The 19,323-nt window shown below is 61.3% G+C and carries 21 protein-coding genes, 1 tRNA gene and 1 pseudogene; 12 read left to right on the forward strand and 11 right to left on the reverse strand.

The window, feature by feature from the left end:
- The first annotated feature begins 113 nt into the window (after positions 1 to 113).
- The 3 genes and pseudogenes from MIC97_RS01015 (at position 114) to MIC97_RS01025 (ending at position 2,012) form a co-directional block, all read left to right on the forward strand.
- A complete protein-coding gene (locus MIC97_RS01015) occupies positions 114 to 512 on the forward strand; it encodes an NADH:ubiquinone oxidoreductase subunit NDUFA12 (RefSeq protein WP_239798503.1) in 399 nt (132 codons plus the stop codon).
- A gap of 114 nt (positions 513 to 626) precedes the next feature.
- Complete coding sequence (locus MIC97_RS01020; protein ID WP_239798504.1) at positions 627 to 1,070, forward strand: DUF2155 domain-containing protein; 444 nt, start codon at positions 627 to 629, stop codon at positions 1,068 to 1,070.
- A gap of 184 nt (positions 1,071 to 1,254) precedes the next feature.
- A pseudogene (locus tag MIC97_RS01025) lies at positions 1,255 to 2,012 on the forward strand (IS5 family transposase).
- Between the two features lie 9 nt (positions 2,013 to 2,021).
- Here MIC97_RS01025 and radC read toward each other — a convergent pair.
- Complete coding sequence (gene radC / locus MIC97_RS01030) at positions 2,022 to 2,729, reverse strand: DNA repair protein RadC (protein ID WP_239800993.1); 708 nt, start codon at positions 2,727 to 2,729, stop codon at positions 2,022 to 2,024.
- Between the two features lie 114 nt (positions 2,730 to 2,843).
- Positions 2,844 to 3,671: a type I methionyl aminopeptidase gene (map, locus tag MIC97_RS01035; RefSeq protein ID WP_239798505.1), complete on the reverse strand. Its 828-nt coding sequence runs from the start codon at positions 3,669 to 3,671 to the stop codon at positions 2,844 to 2,846.
- A 232-nt stretch (positions 3,672 to 3,903) separates the two neighbouring features.
- On the opposite strand from map, the gene MIC97_RS01040 reads away from it, so the two are divergent.
- Positions 3,904 to 4,200 (forward strand): DUF982 domain-containing protein, encoded by a 297-nt coding sequence (locus MIC97_RS01040; RefSeq protein WP_239798506.1) that lies wholly within the window; start codon positions 3,904 to 3,906, stop codon positions 4,198 to 4,200.
- Between the two features lie 155 nt (positions 4,201 to 4,355).
- Complete coding sequence (locus MIC97_RS01045; protein ID WP_183829250.1) at positions 4,356 to 4,673, forward strand: BrnA antitoxin family protein; 318 nt, start codon at positions 4,356 to 4,358, stop codon at positions 4,671 to 4,673.
- Between the two features lie 42 nt (positions 4,674 to 4,715).
- Here the strand turns inward: MIC97_RS01045 and MIC97_RS01050 are convergent, their stop codons facing one another.
- Positions 4,716 to 5,021, reverse strand: a complete 306-nt coding sequence (locus tag MIC97_RS01050; RefSeq protein WP_239798507.1) for a DUF982 domain-containing protein — start codon at positions 5,019 to 5,021, stop codon at positions 4,716 to 4,718.
- Between the two features lie 185 nt (positions 5,022 to 5,206).
- On the opposite strand from MIC97_RS01050, the gene MIC97_RS01055 reads away from it, so the two are divergent.
- Entirely contained in the window at positions 5,207 to 5,458 is a 252-nt protein-coding gene (locus MIC97_RS01055; RefSeq protein ID WP_183829257.1) for a DUF6074 family protein, read from the forward strand.
- 359 nt (positions 5,459 to 5,817) lie between these two features.
- Here MIC97_RS01055 and MIC97_RS01060 read toward each other — a convergent pair whose 3' ends face one another.
- The 5 genes from MIC97_RS01060 to phaC all read right to left on the reverse strand — a co-directional run bounded on the left by MIC97_RS01060 (position 5,818) and on the right by phaC (position 10,225).
- The gene (locus MIC97_RS01060; protein ID WP_183829263.1) at positions 5,818 to 6,039 is read right to left on the reverse strand and encodes an alkylphosphonate utilization protein; all 222 of its coding nucleotides are present in this window, start codon (positions 6,037 to 6,039) and stop codon (positions 5,818 to 5,820) included.
- A gap of 73 nt (positions 6,040 to 6,112) precedes the next feature.
- Positions 6,113 to 6,436, reverse strand: a complete 324-nt coding sequence (locus MIC97_RS01065) for a transcriptional regulator (protein ID WP_239798508.1) — start codon at positions 6,434 to 6,436, stop codon at positions 6,113 to 6,115.
- A gap of 291 nt (positions 6,437 to 6,727) precedes the next feature.
- Positions 6,728 to 6,802: transfer RNA gene (locus MIC97_RS01070), tRNA-Glu, on the reverse strand.
- Between the two features lie 138 nt (positions 6,803 to 6,940).
- A complete protein-coding gene (locus tag MIC97_RS01075) occupies positions 6,941 to 8,179 on the reverse strand; it encodes a YcbK family protein (RefSeq protein ID WP_239798509.1) in 1,239 nt (412 codons plus the stop codon).
- Positions 8,180 to 8,383: 204 nt separating this feature from the next.
- A complete protein-coding gene (gene phaC / locus MIC97_RS01080) occupies positions 8,384 to 10,225 on the reverse strand; it encodes a class I poly(R)-hydroxyalkanoic acid synthase (RefSeq protein WP_239798510.1) in 1,842 nt (613 codons plus the stop codon).
- 97 nt (positions 10,226 to 10,322) lie between these two features.
- Here phaC and MIC97_RS01085 point away from each other — a divergent pair, with 97 nt between their 5' ends.
- The 5 genes from MIC97_RS01085 to recJ all read left to right on the forward strand — a co-directional run bounded on the left by MIC97_RS01085 (position 10,323) and on the right by recJ (position 16,422).
- Entirely contained in the window at positions 10,323 to 10,739 is a 417-nt protein-coding gene (locus tag MIC97_RS01085) for a hypothetical protein (protein ID WP_239798511.1), read from the forward strand.
- A gap of 48 nt (positions 10,740 to 10,787) precedes the next feature.
- Positions 10,788 to 12,005, forward strand: coding sequence for an LL-diaminopimelate aminotransferase (locus tag MIC97_RS01090; RefSeq protein ID WP_239798512.1), 1,218 nt, complete (start codon positions 10,788 to 10,790; stop codon positions 12,003 to 12,005).
- Positions 12,006 to 12,051: 46 nt separating this feature from the next.
- Positions 12,052 to 13,365 carry a homoserine dehydrogenase gene (locus MIC97_RS01095; RefSeq protein ID WP_239798513.1) on the forward strand — a complete coding sequence of 438 codons (1,314 nt, stop codon included), beginning with the start codon at positions 12,052 to 12,054 and terminating at the stop codon, positions 13,363 to 13,365.
- A 233-nt stretch (positions 13,366 to 13,598) separates the two neighbouring features.
- Positions 13,599 to 14,582, forward strand: coding sequence for a class II fructose-bisphosphatase (gene glpX, locus MIC97_RS01100; RefSeq protein ID WP_239800994.1), 984 nt, complete (start codon positions 13,599 to 13,601; stop codon positions 14,580 to 14,582).
- Between the two features lie 58 nt (positions 14,583 to 14,640).
- Entirely contained in the window at positions 14,641 to 16,422 is a 1,782-nt protein-coding gene (gene recJ, locus MIC97_RS01105) for a single-stranded-DNA-specific exonuclease RecJ (RefSeq protein ID WP_239798514.1), read from the forward strand.
- A gap of 14 nt (positions 16,423 to 16,436) precedes the next feature.
- Here recJ and MIC97_RS01110 read toward each other — a convergent pair whose 3' ends face one another.
- From MIC97_RS01110 to folE, 3 genes are all read right to left on the reverse strand, one after another.
- Positions 16,437 to 17,396 carry a patatin family protein gene (locus MIC97_RS01110; protein WP_239798515.1) on the reverse strand — a complete coding sequence of 320 codons (960 nt, stop codon included), beginning with the start codon at positions 17,394 to 17,396 and terminating at the stop codon, positions 16,437 to 16,439.
- 84 nt (positions 17,397 to 17,480) lie between these two features.
- Entirely contained in the window at positions 17,481 to 17,939 is a 459-nt protein-coding gene (hisI, locus tag MIC97_RS01115) for a phosphoribosyl-AMP cyclohydrolase (RefSeq protein WP_239798516.1), read from the reverse strand.
- A 49-nt stretch (positions 17,940 to 17,988) separates the two neighbouring features.
- Entirely contained in the window at positions 17,989 to 18,627 is a 639-nt protein-coding gene (gene folE / locus MIC97_RS01120) for a GTP cyclohydrolase I FolE (RefSeq protein ID WP_239798517.1), read from the reverse strand.
- Between the two features lie 230 nt (positions 18,628 to 18,857).
- Between folE and MIC97_RS01125 the strand changes: the two genes are divergently transcribed.
- Complete coding sequence (locus MIC97_RS01125; protein ID WP_239798518.1) at positions 18,858 to 19,304, forward strand: iron-sulfur cluster assembly scaffold protein; 447 nt, start codon at positions 18,858 to 18,860, stop codon at positions 19,302 to 19,304.
- Positions 19,305 to 19,323: the final 19 nt, after the last annotated feature.

Genomic DNA, 19,323 nt, shown 5'->3' on the forward strand with positions numbered 1-19,323 from the left:
TTGGCAAGGCGCATTGTGCACCGCAATAGCAAAAGGCTTGCCCAAAACGCTTGTCATTGCCATATGGCAGGGTCATAAGCAGCGGGCAGGCGGTTTTGCCCGGCGAGGATTGGATGAAAAAGTTTCTCCTGCAGATTTTCACCTGGTGGAACGGCCAGACGCTGAACACGCGCTTCTATACGTGGCGCAAGGGCAAGCGCGTCGGTGAAGACGAGTTCGGCAACGTCTATTACGAAGGCGGTGTCAATTCGGAAGGTCGTACGCGCCGCTGGGTCATTTTCAACGGCTATTCGGAAGCTTCGGCCATTCCGCCGGGCTGGCACGGCTGGATGCATCACCGCGTTGACGTTCCTCCTGTCCGGGAAGAGTACAAGCCCCGCGACTGGCAGAAGCCGCACCATCCCAATCTGACGGGCACATCGGCAGCATATCGTCCGAAGGGCTCGATTCTCGGCACGGGCCATCGCCCGCAGGTTACCGGCGATTATGACGCCTGGACGCCGGGCGCCTGAGGAATCCAGTGCTGCGTGGCTTTTGTTGCCACATTTTGTGTTTAGCTGGTTGCCTCATCCGCAACGCCCGCTAGCCTTTCGAATCATCGCTGGCGCAACAATCGGTGTTTTTGCATGAGGGAATTCGGCCGTATCTGGCAAAGCGCTGCGGCGTCTGTGATCGCCGCCTGCGCATTTTCGGCACCGCTTCATGCTGCCGAACCCACGGTTGCCGAGCGCGTGAACAACGCGGTTGCCGAGTTCGCAGGGCTCGACAAGATCACTGGCCGCATCATCACCTTCGATGTCTACATCGACGAGACCGTCCAGTTCGGCGCGCTGCAGGTCACGCCGCGCGTCTGCTATTCCCGCCCGGGTGCTGAAGCTCCCAAGACGGATTCTTTCGTCGAGGTCGATGAAATCACGCTGGATCGCAAGATCAGGCGCATCTTCACCGGCTGGATGTTTGCCGAAAGCCCGGGCCTCAACGCCGTGGAACACGCCGTCTATGACGTGTGGCTGAAGGACTGCAAGCAGAAGTCCGACGTCCCGGCCCCGGATGCCGCCGGAACGAACTAAATCCTCGCTTCAGATCGCCGTGCGTCCATTCGGACGCACGAAGGATAATCTGAGTTATTGATGGAGCATCGCAACAACCGAAACCGGTTTCCGCTTTTCGGTCTGATGCTCTAAGGTCCGTACTCAATCATTGCTTTGATTAGGCGTTGGAATATGATTTTCTCCTGACAAAGGAGGGCATGATATGGCCAACGAGTTCTGGTTGAGCGACAAGCAGTGGGCGGCGATAGAGCCCTGCCTTCCAAGGAACCAGCCGGGCGCTCGGCGGGTTGATGACCGTCGGGTAATCTCTGGCATTGTTCACGTTCTGCGTTCGGGCTGCCGCTGGCGCGACTGCCCGCCTGTCTACGGCCCCTATACCACCGTCTACAATCGCTGGAACCGATGGTCTCGGCGCAAGGTCTGGCAGAAGCTCTTTGAAGCCTTGCGCTCGGTGTCGCCCGATGAGGACTTTCAGGCCATCGCTTCCACGACCGCCAAGGCACACCGTTCGGCCGCAGGTGGAAAAGGGGGGCGGATGCGCAGGCGATCGGCCGCTCGCGCGGTGGCAGAACGACCAAGATCCATGCGGTCTGTGACGGCGCCGGCAGGGCCATCGCGTTCGAAGTGACGCCCGGCCAACGCGGCGATGTCCGCGTGGCCGCCGCCCTGCTCGGCCCGCTGGCGCCACCAAAGGTCTGAGCCGCCGATACGGCATATGATGCCAATGGCTTGCGTCAGTTCATGATCGAGCGCGCTACAGTGCCGGTCATTCCCAACAACCCGACCCGTAAGCGCCATCATCCTTTCGACATCGTGCTCTACAAACGCAGAAACCTCGTCGAACGCATGTTCTGCCGGCTGAAGGACTGGAGACGCATCGCGACACGATACGACAAGCTTGCCAGAAACTTCCTATCGGCCGTCACTCTCGCTGCAACAATCATATGGTGGACTGATTGAGTCCGAACCTTAGATCAGCAGCAGGCCTTTCATCGAGGCATAGCCCTTCTTGCCGATGATGAGATGATCGTGCACGGCTATGCCGAGGCGCTTGCCGGTCTCGATGATTTCCTTCGTCATGTCGATGTCCGCGCGCGATGGTGTCGGATCACCTGAGGGGTGGTTGTGGACGAGCACGATGGCGGTGGCGGAAAGCTCCAGCGCGCGCCTGATCACCTCACGCGGATAGACGGGCGTGTGATCGACCGTCCCGGTTTGCTGCACTTCGTCGGCAATCAGCCCGTTCTTCTTGTCGAGGAACAGGATGCGGAACTGTTCACGCTCCTCGAAGGCCATGGCGGCCTTGCAATAGTCCAGAACCTGCGACCATGAAGTCAGCACCTCGCGCCCTTTGATCTCGCCGAGCACCATGCGCTGGGCGGCAGCCGCGATGACCTTGAGGTCGAGAGCCACGGCAGGGCCAATTCCTTTCACTTCCTGCAGAAGATTGATGGGAGCGCCCAGAACTTCGGCCAGCGAACCGAACCGTGCAAGCAGCGCCTTGGCAACGGGTTTGGTATCCGAGCGCGGGATCAGGCGGAACAGCAACAGCTCAAGAAGCTCGTAGTCGGGCAGCGCGCCTTGTCCTGAGGTGAGAAAGCGTTCGCGCAGCCGGTCCCGGTGTCCGAGATAGTGCGGCTTCTCGTCGGCTGACGCGCTTTTGCGAAGCTCGGGCATTGGCTGCTCCGCCAGAAACCCGTGCGAACCGCCGCCGTTCTTGCTCATACGCCCCCCGACACACCCATACAGACCACCATAACGCGCAGGCCACCTTTGCCGGCGGCCCTGATGTTAGGACGGCAGGCCGGGTCGGTCGAGCCCCCTGGGTGACAAGGTGAATATCTCGCAGCCCGTTTCGGTCACGCCGATGGAGTGCTCGTACTGCGCGGAAAGGGAGCGATCACGGGTCACAGCGGTCCAGCCATCGGACAGCACCTTCACATGAGGCCGGCCGAGATTGATCATCGGCTCGATGGTGAAGATCATGCCGGGGCGCATCTCCACGCCGTCGGTGACGTTGCCGTAGTGCAGGATGTTGGGCGAATCGTGGAAAAGCTGGCCGACGCCATGGCCGCAGAAGTCGCGGACCACGGAGCAGCGTTCGCCCTCGGCATAGGCCTGAATGGCGGCGCCGATAGCGCCGGTGCGAACGCCGGGCTTCACCGCCGCGATGCCGAGCAGGAGGCACTCATAGGTGACTTCGAGCAGCCGCTCGGCGGCGCGCTTGATGGTGCCAACCGGATACATGCGGCTGGCGTCGCCATGCCAGCCATCCACGATATAGGTGACGTCGATATTGACGATGTCGCCGTCGCGCAGGGGCTTGTCGTCGGGAATGCCGTGGCAGACGACATGATTGATGGAGGTGCAGGTCGATTTGGTATAGCCGCGATAGTTCAGCGTTGCGGGCAGGGCGCCGTTGTCCATGCCGAACTCGAACACGAAACGATCGATCGCATTGGTCGTCACGCCGGGCTTGACGATATCGACGAGCGCGTCGAGGCAGCGCGCGGTCAGGTTGCAGGCCTTGCGCATGCCGGCAAAGCCTTCTTCATTGTAGAGGCGGATCTGCCCGGTATTGCGAAGAGGCGCGGTCTCGGCGTCGAGATAAGTGGTCATGGCTTCCGGCGACTGACTTCAGAATTGATTTCCCCATCATTTGGCACCGATTGCCTTCGTCTTCAACCCATCGCCCGAAACGGGGGTGTTTTCGGGAACCACCGGAACCCCGCTGCATTTACCAGACAGCCGATAATGTGGCGGCAATCATGGGCTGGCCATGGGGCTGACCTGTGAAAGCCGATGCCGGCTCACCATATCCTGACATGATCGGCCGAAACGGGGAAAGCAAATGGACAGGCTACAGTTTTCAGTTCCGGTACGTCTTTCATTGAAGGACGGGCAGCCCGTTGAAGAGATTTACTGCGTAGACCAGGCGCTCGCGTTTCTCCAGAACTGGCCGGTGGGCAGGCAGGGGCCATTGTTTCAGGCAGCTTTCGATGCCTGCTTTGGCGCGAGCGTCGATGTTGTTTCCACTGAGGAGGCGCGCAAGGCGTTCGCTGCGTTCTGTCGCGTGAGCGACCTGCTTGCCAAAGATGCGGTGCTTTCGGATCGAGGCGGCGAGGAGTATCGGATCCGGCCGGCCTGACGCTAACCCGCCGCTAATCCGCAACTTCGATCGATCCATAAAAGTTTAGTAAAAACAGATATTTATTTGAATACAATCTCGCTGTTCATATTAATCATCCAGCGATAGGAATCGCGAACAACCTGCTGTCGGGGGCGCAGACCGGAAGCAGCGAGATGTCGATTCGCGAGAAACGATTCAGTATCGTCCTTGATCCCACCAATCTGTGGACCGTGTGGGATGGCGAGGAAGAGACGCCGGCGGTGTTCGGCGACAGGGTGCTGTGCAGCCTCTCCGAAAGCGAGGCGCGCTCGGCATGTGATGTTCTTAACGCCATTGATGAGCGCCGCCGCTGGCGCCGCCCCAGCCCTGTGCCGCAGGAGGGAATGCGCATGGAAAATGTGCTCGACCCGGAGGTGGTGGCCAAGTTCAAGGCCACCGGCCCCGGTTGGCAGTCGCGTATCAACGAGTTGCTGCGTCAGGCGAAGATCTGAGGCGATGGCATAGCGGCAAAGCGCTTACGAAAATCACCTCCGTCACGCTCCGCGTGCGCTGCCTGCCGTCGAACTGGTCACGTGGGACCACGGCATGGTTGCGGTGATGTCTTCAAGGATCCGACTGGATTTTGCGAAGCCAACGAATGCGGCGCGGGCCGCGGCGAGCGGATAGTCCGTTTCGAACGCCTTCTGGCACGCACGCAGCGCTGTGGCATGGATGGGGCCACGCCTTTCGCGCGGCCACTCATACAGAAATTCGAGTGCATCTTCGAGGCATGCGATCTCTTGTATAAGGCCGCAGCCTTGCTTGACGAAAACGGGGCTGTCGAACGTCCTTGTGCTCATCAGGTCCTCCTGAATCCGAAGAGTTTGCCAATTGAATGGGGTGGCGCGCCACGGCGCGGCTTCACCTTGCCAGGATATGTTAACCCTGAATCGGGGTTTCAAGGCTGAGCACGTATCGATTTGAAGGACGATAATTCGTTCCGTGTTCACCATCTGTAAACCATGATGGCTCAAGCATGCCTCCCATGGCTGACTTGATTCCTTTCCCCCTTCATTCCCGCACCCGGCTTATCCGGTCCCTCGTTGACGATCTCAAGGTCGTGCACGGCCCGGCGGCCAATCTGTTCTGGCGCGAGCGCATTGCCGGCATCGTTCGTGAAATGCGGGGAGCCGGTCTCAGTGACGATGCAATCCGCACCGAGATACTTGGCTTGCAGGATGCGGTTCAGGCCGAGCTTCAGGGAAGCTACCTGCAACAGCGCGATGGTACGGCCTGATTACCGGAAAACACCTTCGGGGTAGGCCTGCGAGCCAGACGACGGTGTCTGGCTTGTCATGAGTGCGCTTGTTAGGAACGTTAAGGCGATCAGAAAGGGCTGAGGTTTCAGCGCCGGATCGAGCCTGTCATGAAGGGGTCGATCGCGGCGGGAAGGGACCTCGAAGGCTCTCTGGCCGAAAGAATCGCCAGCGCAAGCAGGCCAACGAAAACAGGTGCGAAGAGCACACCGACCCGCGCCAGGCAGATCAGTGTCTCCCAGCGGCGCGGCGCTTGTTTTTCGTCATTCTGGCTCATGCTTTCGGGTATGGAGTGCAAGAGTCAATGTTCCGTTAAAACGCGCCGGGCCGCCCCGCTTGTTCACGCCTTCCTGACAAATTCGGTCTTCAGGACCAGACCCTTGACCTGCTTCGTATTGGCTTCGATCTCGCCCGGATTGCCGTTCAGGCGGATGTTCTTGACCATCGTGCCGCGCTTGATGGTTTCCGACGTGCCCTTGACCTTCAGGTCCTTTATGAGGGTGACGCTATCGCCTTCATTGAGCTGGTTTCCATTGCTGTCACGAACCACGATGTCGGTCATAGGAATTTCCTTTCAGATATGCATGATGAAACACCCTGTCAGGCAGGGTGCTGATCCGGGGATTGAGGACTGATCAGAAGTCGTCGTCCGCGACGATCCCGCCTTCGCCTTCCAGCGTTGCGATTCGTCTCACTTCGGAAGCGCTGAACTTCAGCCGGACGCCTGCGCCGCCGCCATTCTCGGCAATGAAACGGATGCCCAACTGCTCAAGGGCAGCTTTGACGGCACGCACATTGTTTGGAAGCCCGCCGGCCGGACCTTCGCTGGATTCCATGCGCCGCAAGGTTGTGATGGAGATGTTTGCGAGCCGCGCCAGCCTGTCCTGACCGATGCCCGCCAAAACTCTTCCGGCTGCGATCTGCCGCCCGCTGACCTGCTCTGCTTCGTTCAATTTCACAACCCGTCTTCCGCCAGCCCCATCGCGACCATATCACGGCAGGCCGTCCGATCAAACCGGACCACAGGGATCGTACCAGAGGGGAGATATTCAAGGGCGGCGCTCCCGAAGGAGCATTGCCTGAAGCCACCCCCGCAAGCTCGCCCGAAGGTCCGCCGCTGTCGAACTGATCGCATCGGCAGCCCCTGCATGCCAATGACGATTTGCAAAAGCATGTTACGGGCGAGGCTGACAGCGTAAGAACGACCGCTTGTGCGACGTACCGGATCTGGATGAAGTGCTTGAAAAATCTGGTACGCCCAAGGGGAATCGAACCCCTGTTTGCGCCGTGAAAGGGCGCCGTCCTAACCGCTAGACGATGGGCGCGTTCAGATGTTGGCGGTATATAGTTGGGTTGTTTGAAAGGGGCAACCCATCATCCGGCTCTGCGACAACTTTTTTCTCGAAATGCTTGTGGAGAAAGCCGTTTTTTCGATATCGCCCGAAAAATTCCGGGCGGGAAGCTTATTTGCGGCGACGGCAGCGCCAATCCCAGTCGCGCTCGGGGCCCACATCCACATGAACTGACTCGGTGTGGCAGTAGGTTCCAACGCCACCGCGTCCCGGCATGGAGCGCAGATAGGTGGCAAGCTCCCACTTGCTGACGCCCGGAACCTGCACGTCGGCGGCTGCGCAATACATGTGCAGCGAATTCTTCGCGCCACGTGCGCGCTGGTTGCGGGAGGGGTCGCGATATCCTGAAGTGACGATCAGCTTCTTGCCGTAGTGGTTCTCGATGCTCTTGAGCACACGCACCAGAGAAGGCTTGAGACACGCGACGTCCACGCTCTCCGTCTGTTTCAGGAGGCCGTTGGGTGCAAGGCGGGCGAGCCCAGCTGCCGAAGCCACCTGATAGGTGGCCGGGCCTTCATCCTCATTGATATCGACATCGCTGTCGTCATCGATACCGGATTTGCGCTTGATCTCGAAAAGGGCGTTCTGGCGAACGCCGGGAAGGGAATCACCGGAGAAATTGCTGCGCGTCGCGCTCGCGGAGGCAATCACGGGCTTCGCAGCGCCGGTCGAGGCGAGCGTTACGACCGGCTTGGCGGCGGTTTGCGCCGGAACGACCGGGTTCGACTTTGCTGCAGGAGATGCTGAAGCTGAAGAGGCACCGAAGAAAGAGGCAAGGAAGCCCTTCTTCTTTTGCGGCGCCGGCTGCTGCGGGGGTTCGGTGGCGGTTACGAAAAATTCTGCGGGTTTTTGCTGGACCTCAGCCGGCTGTGCAGTCTGGACGGAGGCTGTTTGAACCGGTTTTGCGTCAGGCACCGGTTCTGTTGCCGTTGCCACTGCGGGCGTTTCTGCGGCTGGAGCCGTTTCCTGCGGAGCCTGCGTCTGACCCAGCGCTGCAGCCTGTGCCTGAAGCGTGTGCGCGGCTTCGCCGTTCACGGCTTCCATCGCTGCAACCGAAGTCGAGGGTTTCTGCGCCGGCATGAAAGCGACCTGATCGGGCAAATCGGTGTCACCCTCGGCGCTCATCAGCTGCTGCGGCTCGGCGGCTGCTGCTGATTCGCCAGAGAAAGCCGCAGAAGATGCGGGCGTCAGATCGGCTGCATTGTAGCCCGGCATGCCGACAGACAAAGTCGGATCGACAGTCGACGAGCAGGAAGCAAGGAATATGGACAGGAGGGCAGCGGTAACGAACCGGCATTCACCTTTTGCGAGGCGCGATCCTGCTGATTTCAAAACAAAACTCCCTTGCATTCCGTCCGATGTCGTATCGACGCAGGCGTTTGAGGCGTCAGCATCGATCTGATCGTGTCCCCGGGTTCGCAAACGGGACCTGTGTCAAATCGGCAACCTTGCTGTGAATTCGGCGACTATCGACAGAATAAGATTACCAGAGAGTTGACGCAGCCATTTCACCCGCTTGGCGTCGGTCGTCAACTCACCAGACATTACAGATTGTTACACACGCACACGGACATATGTGCCGGGCGCCTCATCCAGAGGCTGAATCCGCTGTCCGGGAAGGCGGGCATCCACGCGATCCGCATCCTGGCTTTCGATCCATCCATGCCAGTGTGGCCACCAGGAACCCGGGGTTTCCTTGGCCTGCGCAAACCATTTGTCGAAATCGCCTTCGGGCTTTCCACCGGTCCAGTACTGGTACTTGTTGAGATACGGCGGATTGATCACGCCGGCGATATGGCCGGACCCTGCCATCACATATTCCACATCGCCGCCGAAGAATTTGCAGCCGAGGAAAACGGACCGGGCAGGGGCGATGTGATCTTCCTTCGCCGCCAGATTATAGACGGGGATGCTGATGTCGGCGAGCGATATGGTGCGGCCGGCAAGCTGCATCCGTCCCGCCGAGAGATTGTTCTCCAGATAGCAGTTGCGCAGATAGAAGGAGTGGTTGGCCGCCGTCATGCGCGTGGAATCGGCGTTCCAGTAAAGCAGGTCGAAGGGCATGGGGTCCTTGCCGCGCATGTAGTTGTTCACGACATAGGGCCAGATGAGGTCGCTGGAGCGCAGCATGTTGAAGGCTGTCGCCATCCGCGTGCCGTCCAGATAGCCCTTTTCCTGCATGGCGCGTTCCAGCGCGCTGATCTGATCCTCGTCGACGAACACCTTGAGGTCGCCGGCATGGGTGAAGTCGACCTGCGTGGTGAAGAAGGTCACGGAACGTACCCGGTGGTCGCCTTCCTGGGCCATGAGGGCCAGCGCGGCAGAAAGCAGCGTGCCGCCGACGCAATAGCCTATTGCATTGACTTCACGCTCGCCGGTTTCCTTCTCTATCGTGTCCAGCCCATATTGCAGGCCTTCCCTGATATACGCCTCCCAGTTCTTGGCGCCGTGGCGTTCGTCCGGGTTCACCCATGAGATGACGAACACGCTGTGGCCCTGCTCCGTGGCCCAGCGGATGAAGGATTTTTCGGGATTCAGGTCGAGAATGTAGAACTTGTTGATCCATGGCGGGCAGATCAGCAGCGGCCGCTTCAGTACCTTGTCGGTCGAGGGCGCGTACTGGATGATTTCGGCCACGTCGCTTCGGCCCACCACCTTGCCCGGCGTGACGGCGATGTTCTCGCCGATCGAGAAGCGCTTGTAGTCCGACTGCCGCAGTCTGAGTTCGCCTTTGCCGGCGGCGATGTCCTCGGCCAGCATCTTCATGCCGCGAACGAGGTTCTCTCCATGTGAGGCCATGGTCTCGCGGAACAGTTCGGGGTTCGTGAACAGGAAATTCGACGGCGACATGGCTGCCGAAACCTGTTTGACATAGAAGTTGGCCTTCTGCCGCGTGTGTTCGTCCAGCCCTTCTGTCTGGTGCACGAGATCGGCAGCCCATCGCGACGTGACAAGATAGGTCTGCTTGAGAAAATCGAAAAAGGCGTTGCGGCCCCACTCAGGGTCCTGAAAGCGCTTGTCGCCGCGCTCCGGCTTTATGGCATCCTCGACCTGCGGGGCGTCAGGCGTCGTGTTCAGGCGCTGGATGGCCTTGCTCCACACGTCCATATAAGCGGCAAACAGGCGCGTCTGCGCCTCCAGTGCCCGCTGCGGGTCCGAAAGCCAGTATTCGCTGAGCTTGGAGAAGGTTTTCACCATGTCGGCCACCGGCTCGGCCATGTGGTCGCGAACCTCGCCTTTTTCGCGGGGCTCCACCCATGCCGAGGCTGCCTTGCCGGCCTGTTCGATCATGCGGGCGAGATTGAGCGCGAAAAGCTCAGGATCCTTCACCAGATATTGCTCGATGGAGGAATGATTGTCGCTTTCGCCTTTGCCTTGGCCCGCTTTTTCGGACATGGTTCGCGCAACTCCTCCCTGACCCTGTGGTTGACATGCTATCATGACTAGGCGGATAGGGTCCAACACGGTCTACCCCGGATTTTACGGATTTACGATGACAGCTGGTATCGAAAAAGCGGCAGGCTCAAAGGCGCGGTATTTCCTTGCAATCGCAGTGACAGCAACGGCCCTCGGCCTCTCTGCCTGCGCCAGTAACGGGCCTTCCGGCAGCGGCGCTCAGGGCGCCTCCTCGCAGGCTGGCGGCAATGTGGTGGGCCCGCGCGATACCGGCTCCTATCCCAACCTGAATATAAAGCCGGGGCAGGCGGCGCCCCAGTTCACCGATGCGGAGGCGCAGGCCAAGCTTAGCCAACTCAACGCCGAGCGCGCATCCGCGCAGAATCCGGCCCGCTCCAAAGGCGTGAAAGATGAAAGTGCGGCCCTGCGCAAGCTTGCTGCAACGCATGGTCCTGATACGCTGAGGCAGATCGAGGGCAAATGCGATCCCGCCCTCGACCCGACCTGTAAATAGGTCTATACCGCGCACCTGTTTTTACGCTTTCCGATCGCTGGAATTGCCATGGAAGAATTTCATAAAGTCCGCCGCCTCCCACCTTACGTGTTCGAGCAGGTCAACCGCCTGAAGGCGGCCGCGCGAGCCCGTGGCGCGGACATTATCGACCTTGGCATGGGCAATCCCGATCTGCCGACTCCGAAGGCGATCGTCGACAAGCTGTGCGAGGTCGTTCGTGATCCGCGCACGCATCGTTATTCCTCTTCGCGCGGTATTCCGGGTCTCAGGAAGGCGCAGGCCAGTTACTATGCCCGCCGCTTCGGCGTGAAGCTCGATCCCGACACCCAGGTCGTGGCTACGCTCGGCTCCAAGGAAGGCTTCGCCAATATGGCGCAGGCCATCACCGCGCCGGGCGATGTCGTGCTGTGCCCGGATCCAACCTATCCGATCCATGCCTTCGGTTTCATCATGTCCGGCGGCGTCATCCGCTCGATGCAGGTCGAGCCGAATGATGACTTCATTCCGGCGCTGGAGCGTGGCGTGCGCCACTCGATCCCGAAGCCGCTGGCTCTGATCCTGAACTATCCGTCGAACCCGACGGCGCTGGTCGCCTCGCTCGACTTCTACAAGGATGTGGTCGCCTTCGCGAAGAAGAACGACATCATCATCCTCTCCGATCTCGCCTATTCGGAAATCTATTTCGACGGCAACCCGCCGCCCTCGGTTCTGGAAGTTCCGGGCGCGATGGATTGCACCGTGGAGTTCACCTCCATGTCGAAGACCTTCTCCATGCCCGGCTGGCGCATGGGCTTCGCCGTCGGCAACGAACGGTTGATTTCGGCGCTCACCCGCGTCAAATCCTATCTCGACTATGGCGCCTTCACCCCCATTCAGGTGGCGGCGACCGCGGCACTCAATGGCGACGGTTCCGACATCGCCGAGGTGCGCGAGGTCTATCACAAGCGCCGCGACGTGATGGTGGACGCCTTCACGCGCGCCGGCTGGACGATCCCCGCACCTGCGGCCTCGATGTTTGCCTGGGCTCCCATTCCGGAGAAGTATCGGCATCTCGGTTCACTGGAATTCTCCAAGCTCCTGATCGAGCACGCCGATGTCGCCGTCGCGCCCGGTGTCGGGTTCGGCGAACATGGCGATGACTTCGTTCGCGTGGCGCTGGTCGAAAACGAGCATCGCATCCGTCAGGCAGCGCGCAACATCAAGCGCTTCCTGTCCATGGACGCCGCTCAATTTCAAAATGTGGTTCCGCTGTCAGCCCATCGCTGACGGCCAGCTACACTCTTGAACATCTGAAGAAGGGACTGAGCCTGTCATGGCTGAAGCATTGCGCGTTGGAATAGCTGGCCTTGGCACCGTGGGTGCCGCGGTCGCACGGGTTCTGGCGGAAAAGGCCGCTGAACTCACTCGCCAATGCGGCCGGGACATTATTGTAAGCGCGGTTTCAGCGCGCGATGCCAGCCGTGACCGCGGCGTCGATCTTTCCGGCGCGAAATGGTTCGATGATCCGGTTGACCTCGCACGCAATGCCGATATCGACGTTTTCGTCGAACTGATCGGCGGGGAAGAGGGCGCAGCCCGCGCCAGCGTCACCGCCGCACTCGAAGCCGGACGCCATGTCGTCACGGCAAACAAGGCTCTTCTCTCCCGTCACGGCGTGGAACTGGCCGGCATTGCGGAAGAACGCGGCATTCTCCTCAACTACGAGGCTGCTGTCGCCGGCGGCATTCCGGTCATCAAGACCATGCGCGAGGCCATGGCCGGAAACACGGTCAGCCGGGTGTTCGGCATCCTGAATGGCACCTGCAACTACATCCTTACCCGCATGGAAGCGGAAGGCCTGTCCTTTGAGGACTGCCTGAAGGACGCGCAGCGCCTCGGCTATGCGGAGGCCGATCCGACCTTCGACATCGAAGGCAACGACACCGCGCACAAGCTGTCGATCCTCACCAGCCTTGCCTTCGGCAGCCGCATCGCTCCCGATGACATTTATCTCGAAGGCATCTCCAACATCACGCAGGCCGATATCCGCGCTGCCAGCGAACTCGGCTATCGCATCAAGCTGCTGGGCGTTGCCCAGCGTACCGAAACCGGCATCGAGCAGCGCGTGCACCCGACCATGGTGCCGACGGCATCGGTCATCGCACAGGTGCATGGGGTCACCAACGCGGTGGCGATCGAGACGGATATTCTGGGTGAATTGCTGCTGTCCGGCCCCGGTGCCGGCGGCAACGCAACCGCGTCCGCCGTCATCGGCGACATTGCCGACATCGCCAAAAGCCGTCCCGGGTTCCAGCATGGGCCGGTGTTCGGGCGCCCGGCGAAGGAACTGCATCCCTATGTCAGGGCGCGCATGCGCACGCATGAGGGGGGCTATTTCATCCGCCTGACCGTGCATGACCGCGCCGGTGTCTTCGCCGCCGTCGCCACGCGCATGGCCGAGAACGAGATTTCTCTGGAATCCATTGTCCAGCACGCCAACGGCGCCAACCCTGACACGCAGAAGACCGTCATTCTCGTCACCCACGAGACCACGGAAGCGGCGGTGCGCAGGGCCGTGGAAGGTATCGTCGCGGATGGACATCTGGTCGACAAACCGCAGGTGATCCGTATCGAGCGGGCCGGATAGAGCATTTTGCAGTCAGACGGAATCGTTTGACGTCGCACAAATGCGGCCGGGGAAAACAAGCGGGAGCAGCGGGGGTGCGTTCGTCAGAACGTCCGCTGCTCCAGGCCTTTCAATCGATTGATATCGCTGCTTCTTTGTTGATTGCTGCGCCGGGACTTGCTGTTGTCACGCGCCTTTGACAAAAGAGGGCAAAGCCCCACGAAGGGGCATGGGAAAAGGGATTGAGCAAGATCATGAATGCGGCAGACAAGATCAGTGCGGGCCTCGACCGGGTTCTGACCATGGAACTGGTGCGCGTTACCGAGCGCGCGGCGGTAGCTGCGGCCAGGCTTCGCGGACGCGGCGACGAGAAGGCCGCCGATCAGGTCGCCGTCGATGCGATGCGCACCGAGCTGAACCGCCTTGCCATCAAGGGCACGGTGGTGATCGGCGAAGGCGAGCGTGACGAGGCGCCGATGCTTTACATCGGCGAGGAAGTCGGCACCGGCAATGGCCCTGAAGTCGATATCGCGCTCGATCCGCTGGAAGGCACGACGATCTGCGCCAAGAACCTGCCCAACGCGCTCGCAGTCGTGGCGCTGGCCGAAAAGGGCAGCCTGCTCAACGCGCCCGACGTCTACATGGAAAAGATCGCCATCGGTCCCGGCTATGCCGACAACGTGATCGACATCGATGCGACGCCGGCCGAGAACATCGCGAGCCTGGCCAAGGCCAAGGGCGTTCCGGTTTCCGAGATCACCGCCTGCATTCTCGACCGTCCGCGCCATGCCGCCATCATCGAGGCAGTGCGCGCCACGGGTGCCGCCATCCGCCTGATCGGCGACGGCGACGTGGCCGGTGTCATTCACACCACCGATCCCGACGAGACCGGCATCGACATCTATATGGGCACCGGCGGTGCGCCTGAGGGCGTGCTCGCGGCTGCCGCGCTGCGCTGCATCGGCGGCCAGATTCAGGGCCGTCTCATTCTGGACACGCCGGAAAAGGTCGAGCGCGCCGCCCGCATGGGCGTCAGCGATCCGCGCAAGGTCTATCGCGCCGAGGAAATGGCGCGCGGCGACGTGCTGTTCGCCGCAACCGGCGTCACCGATGGCAATATGCTGTCGGGCGTGAAGTTCGCCAGCAACTACATCACCACGCACACCATCGTGCTGCGCTCTTCCTCGCGCACCGTGCGCGAGATCAAGGCGCGCCATCAGGATCTGGACAAGTTCTGATTACGGTGGCGATGCTGTCGGCCTGTAATCGCGTCTCACACAGGGAATGCGAGAGATAATGGCCGACAAGCGTCTTTTCCTCGATGTCCGGCGTTCCGCGACGGGCATCTTCTGGGAACACCGGCTGAGCGACCGCCAGGACATGATTGCTCTGGCGATCGCTCAGGGGCACGGCGTTCCCGATATCGTGGCGCGGGTGCTGGCCGGGCGCGGTGTGCAGGCTGCCGATGCTGCGCGCTTCCTCGATCCGACGATCCGCGACCTGCTTCCCGACCCGGCCTCGCTGACCGACATGGAACAGGCCGCGAGCCGCATAGCCGATGCCGTGACACGCAAGGAAAAAGTGGCGATCTTCGGCGACTATGACGTCGACGGCGCTGCCTCTTCTGCCTTGCTGAAGCGCTTTCTCGCCCATTTCGGAGTCGAATCCGAAATCTACATTCCAGACCGCATTTTCGAGGGCTACGGCCCCAATCCGGATGCGATGCGCGAACTGGTGGCGCGGGGTGCGTCGCTGATCGTGACCGTCGACTGCGGCACCAACAGTGCGACCTCCATCGAAGCGGCGAAGGAAGCCGGCGCCGATGTCGTGGTGATCGACCACCATCAGGTTGGAGGCGCGCTGCCGCAGGGCGTGGCGGTGGTCAACCCAAACCGGGACGATGACCTTTCGGGGCAGGGGCATCTGTGCGCCGCCGGCGTCGTGTTCCTGACGCTTGTGCAGGTGGCGAAGGTGCTGCGCCAGCGGCTTGCCGCAAGCGCGCAGCCGAACCTGCTGGGTCTGCTCGATCTGGTCGCGCTGGCGACGGTCTGCGATGTCGTGCCCCTGGTTGGGGTGAACCGGGCCTTCGTGGTCAGGGGGCTTCAGATCATGCGCCAGCAGTCCAATGTGGGGCTTGCTGCGCTGGCGAAACTGTCCCGCATCGGCGAGCCGATCAACGCCTTTCATCTGGGCTTCCTCATCGGACCGCGCATCAATGCCGGCGGACGCATCGGCGATGCGGCGCTCGGAAGCCGGTTGCTGGCGACCGACGATCCGGTCGAGGCGCAAACCATTGCCGAAACGCTCGACCGCCTCAATCAGGAGCGGCAGGCGATGGAAGTTGAAATGCTGGCGCAGGCCCGCGCCGAGGCGGATGCCGAGCTGGCCGGCGGCAATGGCCCTGCGGTTCTCGTTACGGCCGATCCGTCATGGCATCCGGGCATTGTCGGGCTTCTGGCCTCGCGCCTGAAGGATCACGCGCGCCGGCCGGCCTTTGCCATCGCCTTCAATCCAAATGGCATCGGCACCGGGTCGGGTCGCTCGGTTCCGGGTTTCGACCTCGGGCGCATGGTGCGCGAGGCGGTGGAGGCGGGGCTGCTGGTCAAGGGCGGCGGCCATGCCATGGCGGCAGGCATCACTGTGGAGAAGGAAAAGCTCGGCGCACTGCGCGCCTTCTTCGAGGAGCGGGCGGCGGCCGATGTCTTCCGGCTTCAGGATCAGGAAAGCCTGCTGATTGACGCAGCCCTTGCCGCCGAAGGCGCAACGCTACAACTGCTCGACACCCTGGAAAAGGCAGGACCATACGGCACCGGCCATGTCGCGCCGGTGTTCGCGCTGCCGCGTCACAGGCTGGTGGATGCGCGGCTGGTGGGCGCAAACCACATCCGGGCGGAACTGCGCTCGGATAGCGGCGGTCGCATTCAGGGCATCGCCTTTCGCGCCGCCGACACCGCACTTGGCGATTTCCTGTTCAGGAACCGCGGGCAGACCATTCATACGGCAGGTTCGCTGTCGTCAAACTACTGGAACGGCAACCGCAGCGCCCAGTTCAGGATCATCGACGCCGCAGAATCGTAATCAGGGCGGCACGATCAGACCAGCGCGCTTTGCAGCCGCCTGAGCTGCTCCACATTTGCCATGGCGGCTTCGTAGCCGAGATCTATCGCCTCGCTGGCGCGATGGAAATCGGCTAGCCCGATATGACTGAGCCTCGGTTGCAGCGACAGATCGGGCGGGTCGCCTGCAAGCCGTGACCGCGAAATGCGATCCTGAATGATGTTGAAGGCCTCGAACATCACGCCGGTAATACCAAGCCGTGCGTCATGCGCCGAAGTCTGCTCGGTCGCATGGGCGGAAGCGTCGGTCGCTCCGTTCCCGGCGTCATGGCGGATCACGGCCGCGCGGCCGAAATTGTCGGAACTGAGATTGACGGCAACCACCGCCGGCTGCTCGTAGGCGCGGCACACCGACACCGGCACCGGATTGACAAGCGCGCCATCTACCAAGAGCCGTCCGTTGCACTGCACCGGCGCGAATATGCCGGGCAGGGCGTAAGAGGAGCGCATGGCGGTGATCAGCGATCCCTTCCAGAGCCAGATCTCGTGCCCGCTGTGAATTTCCGCCGCGACGCCGACGAAGGGTTTGGGAAGATCCTCGAAACGCGTTCCGTTGAGATGCTCGCGCAGGCGCGCATCGAGCTTCAGCCCGCCGAACAGGCCGCTGCCGCGAAAGGTGATGTCGAGCAGGCCGAAGATTCGGCGCTTGGTGAGGCTGCGGGCGAACTCTTCGAGTTCATCCAGCTTGCCTGCAAGGTAGCAGCCGCCCACCAGCGCGCCGATGGAGGTGCCGGCGATCATGGAGATCTCGATGCCGGCTTCGTCCAGCGCGCGCAGCACGCCGATATGCGCCCAGCCGCGCGCGCAGCCGCCGCCAAGTGCCAGCGCAATGCCTTTTGCCGGAGGTGGAAAGGGATCTGCGGAGCCGCTGGCCGACGATAGCCCGTTGGCTTCGCTGACCTGTGGTTTGCCACGTAATGACGCCCATTCGAGCATCACGATCTCCCTTGTGTTCCGTTCAGTCTATGCCCGTCCCGTATCGAAAAGGTGAATCAGTATAGAAGCAAGCCGGCGGGTGGGTCAGTGAGACTTTCGATAGATGGCATCTGCGTCGAACAGGGGGGCAGTTCCGTCTCCGGAAACCATGGCAGCGCCGTCGCGAACGTCCACTTTCCTGTAGAAGCAGGAACGCCTGCCCGTGTGGCAGGTTGCATCGTGGCCTGCGACCTTAACGCGCAGCCACACCGCATCCTGATCGCAGTCGGTGCGCAGTTCCACGACCTGTTGCAGGTTTCCCGACGTCTCGCCCTTCTTCCACAAGGCCTTGCGCGAGCGCGACCAGTAATGGGCGATGCCGGTTTCCAGCGTCAGCGCCAGCGCCTCGGCATTCATATGCGCCACCATTAAAAGCATGCCGTCGGCAGCATCGGTCACCACCGCGGTGACAAGCCCGCTGGCGTCGAAGCGCGGGGTGAAGGCCCCGTTCTCCTGTTCGAGCGCAGTCTTGTCCGCAGGGGCGGGGGTGAAGGTCAGCGCCATGCCGGCTGCTCCCGTAAGTGCGTTGGCTGCGAAAGTGGGGAAGGCGCGTCTAGCGCGCCAGCCCGCCCCGCGCCATGGTCATGAACCGGATCTGTTCCTCGACATTGTCGCTGAACGTGCCGGTGAAGGTGGAGGTGAGGGTGGTGGAACCCTGCTTGCGGATGCCGCGCATGGCCATGCACATATGCTCCGCCTCGATCAGCACGGCCACGCCGCGCGGATTGAGCACATCCTGGATGACGTTGGCGATCTGCGCCGTCATCGATTCCTGCGTCTGCAGGCGATGGGCGAAGATATCGACCACGCGCGCGATCTTGGAGAGGCCGACGACCTTGCCGTCCGGCAGATAGCCGACATGCGCCTTGCCGATGATCGGCACCATGTGATGCTCGCAATGCGAATGAAACTGGATGTCGCGGATGACGACGAGATCATCGTAGCCGGCCACTTCCTCGAAGGTGCGGCCAAGCTCTTCGGCCGGGCACATGTCGTAGCCGTTGAACATCTCGCGATAGGCCTTGGCCACGCGCTTGGGCGTATCGATCAGGCCTTCGCGATCGGGATTGTCGCCGGTCCAGCGCAGCAGGGTGCGCACCGCGGCTTCGACCTCTTCCTGCGTCGGCCGGTCGGTAACCGGTTTGTCGAGATAGGAGGAGGCAGGCATTTTCTGCTTGATGACGGCGTCCATAAAGGCGTCTCCCGTAGTTCCCCTCGGTGGAGGAACGAGTTGAACGGACCACAGCCTGTTACGGGATCGCTTGAAAGCCCGCATGCGGCGTGACTGGGTTCCGGAAGCATAGACGCGCAAAGGCAGCTTGCTGTTCCCGGAACCTCATCATTATATATGGAGCAAGGGCCACGATTGAAAGTGTGGATAAGGCAATCGCCGTCCATTTGATGGCGAGGAACCGGAAAATCATGATCGACGACGTCTACAACAAGAAAATTCTGGGTTTTGCCGGAAATATCGAGCGCATCGGGCGGCTGGAAAATCCTGACGCAACTGCGAAAGCACATTCCAAACTGTGCGGCTCGACGGTTGTTGTCGATTTGTCCATGCGTGACGGCATCGTCACCGACTACGCGCATGATGTGAAGGCCTGCGCGCTGGGGCAGGCGTCCTCTTCCATCATGGCGCAGCATGTCGTCGGCGCGAACGCGCAGGAACTGCGCGACCTGCGTGAGACCATGCTGAAAATGCTCAAGGAAGAAGGGGCTGCACCGCAGGGGCGTTTCGACGACCTGAAATATCTGGAGCCGGTGCGTGACTACAAGGCGCGCCATGCCTCCACCATGCTGGTGTTCGACGCCGTGGTCGACTGCATCGATCAGATCGAAAAGGCGAAGGCTGGAGAAGCGGCATGAAAAAATCCCCCTCCCGGTC

It is taken from the genome of Aquamicrobium sp. NLF2-7, assembly GCF_022359935.1.
Lineage (GTDB): Bacteria > Pseudomonadota > Alphaproteobacteria > Rhizobiales > Rhizobiaceae > Mesorhizobium > Mesorhizobium lusatiense.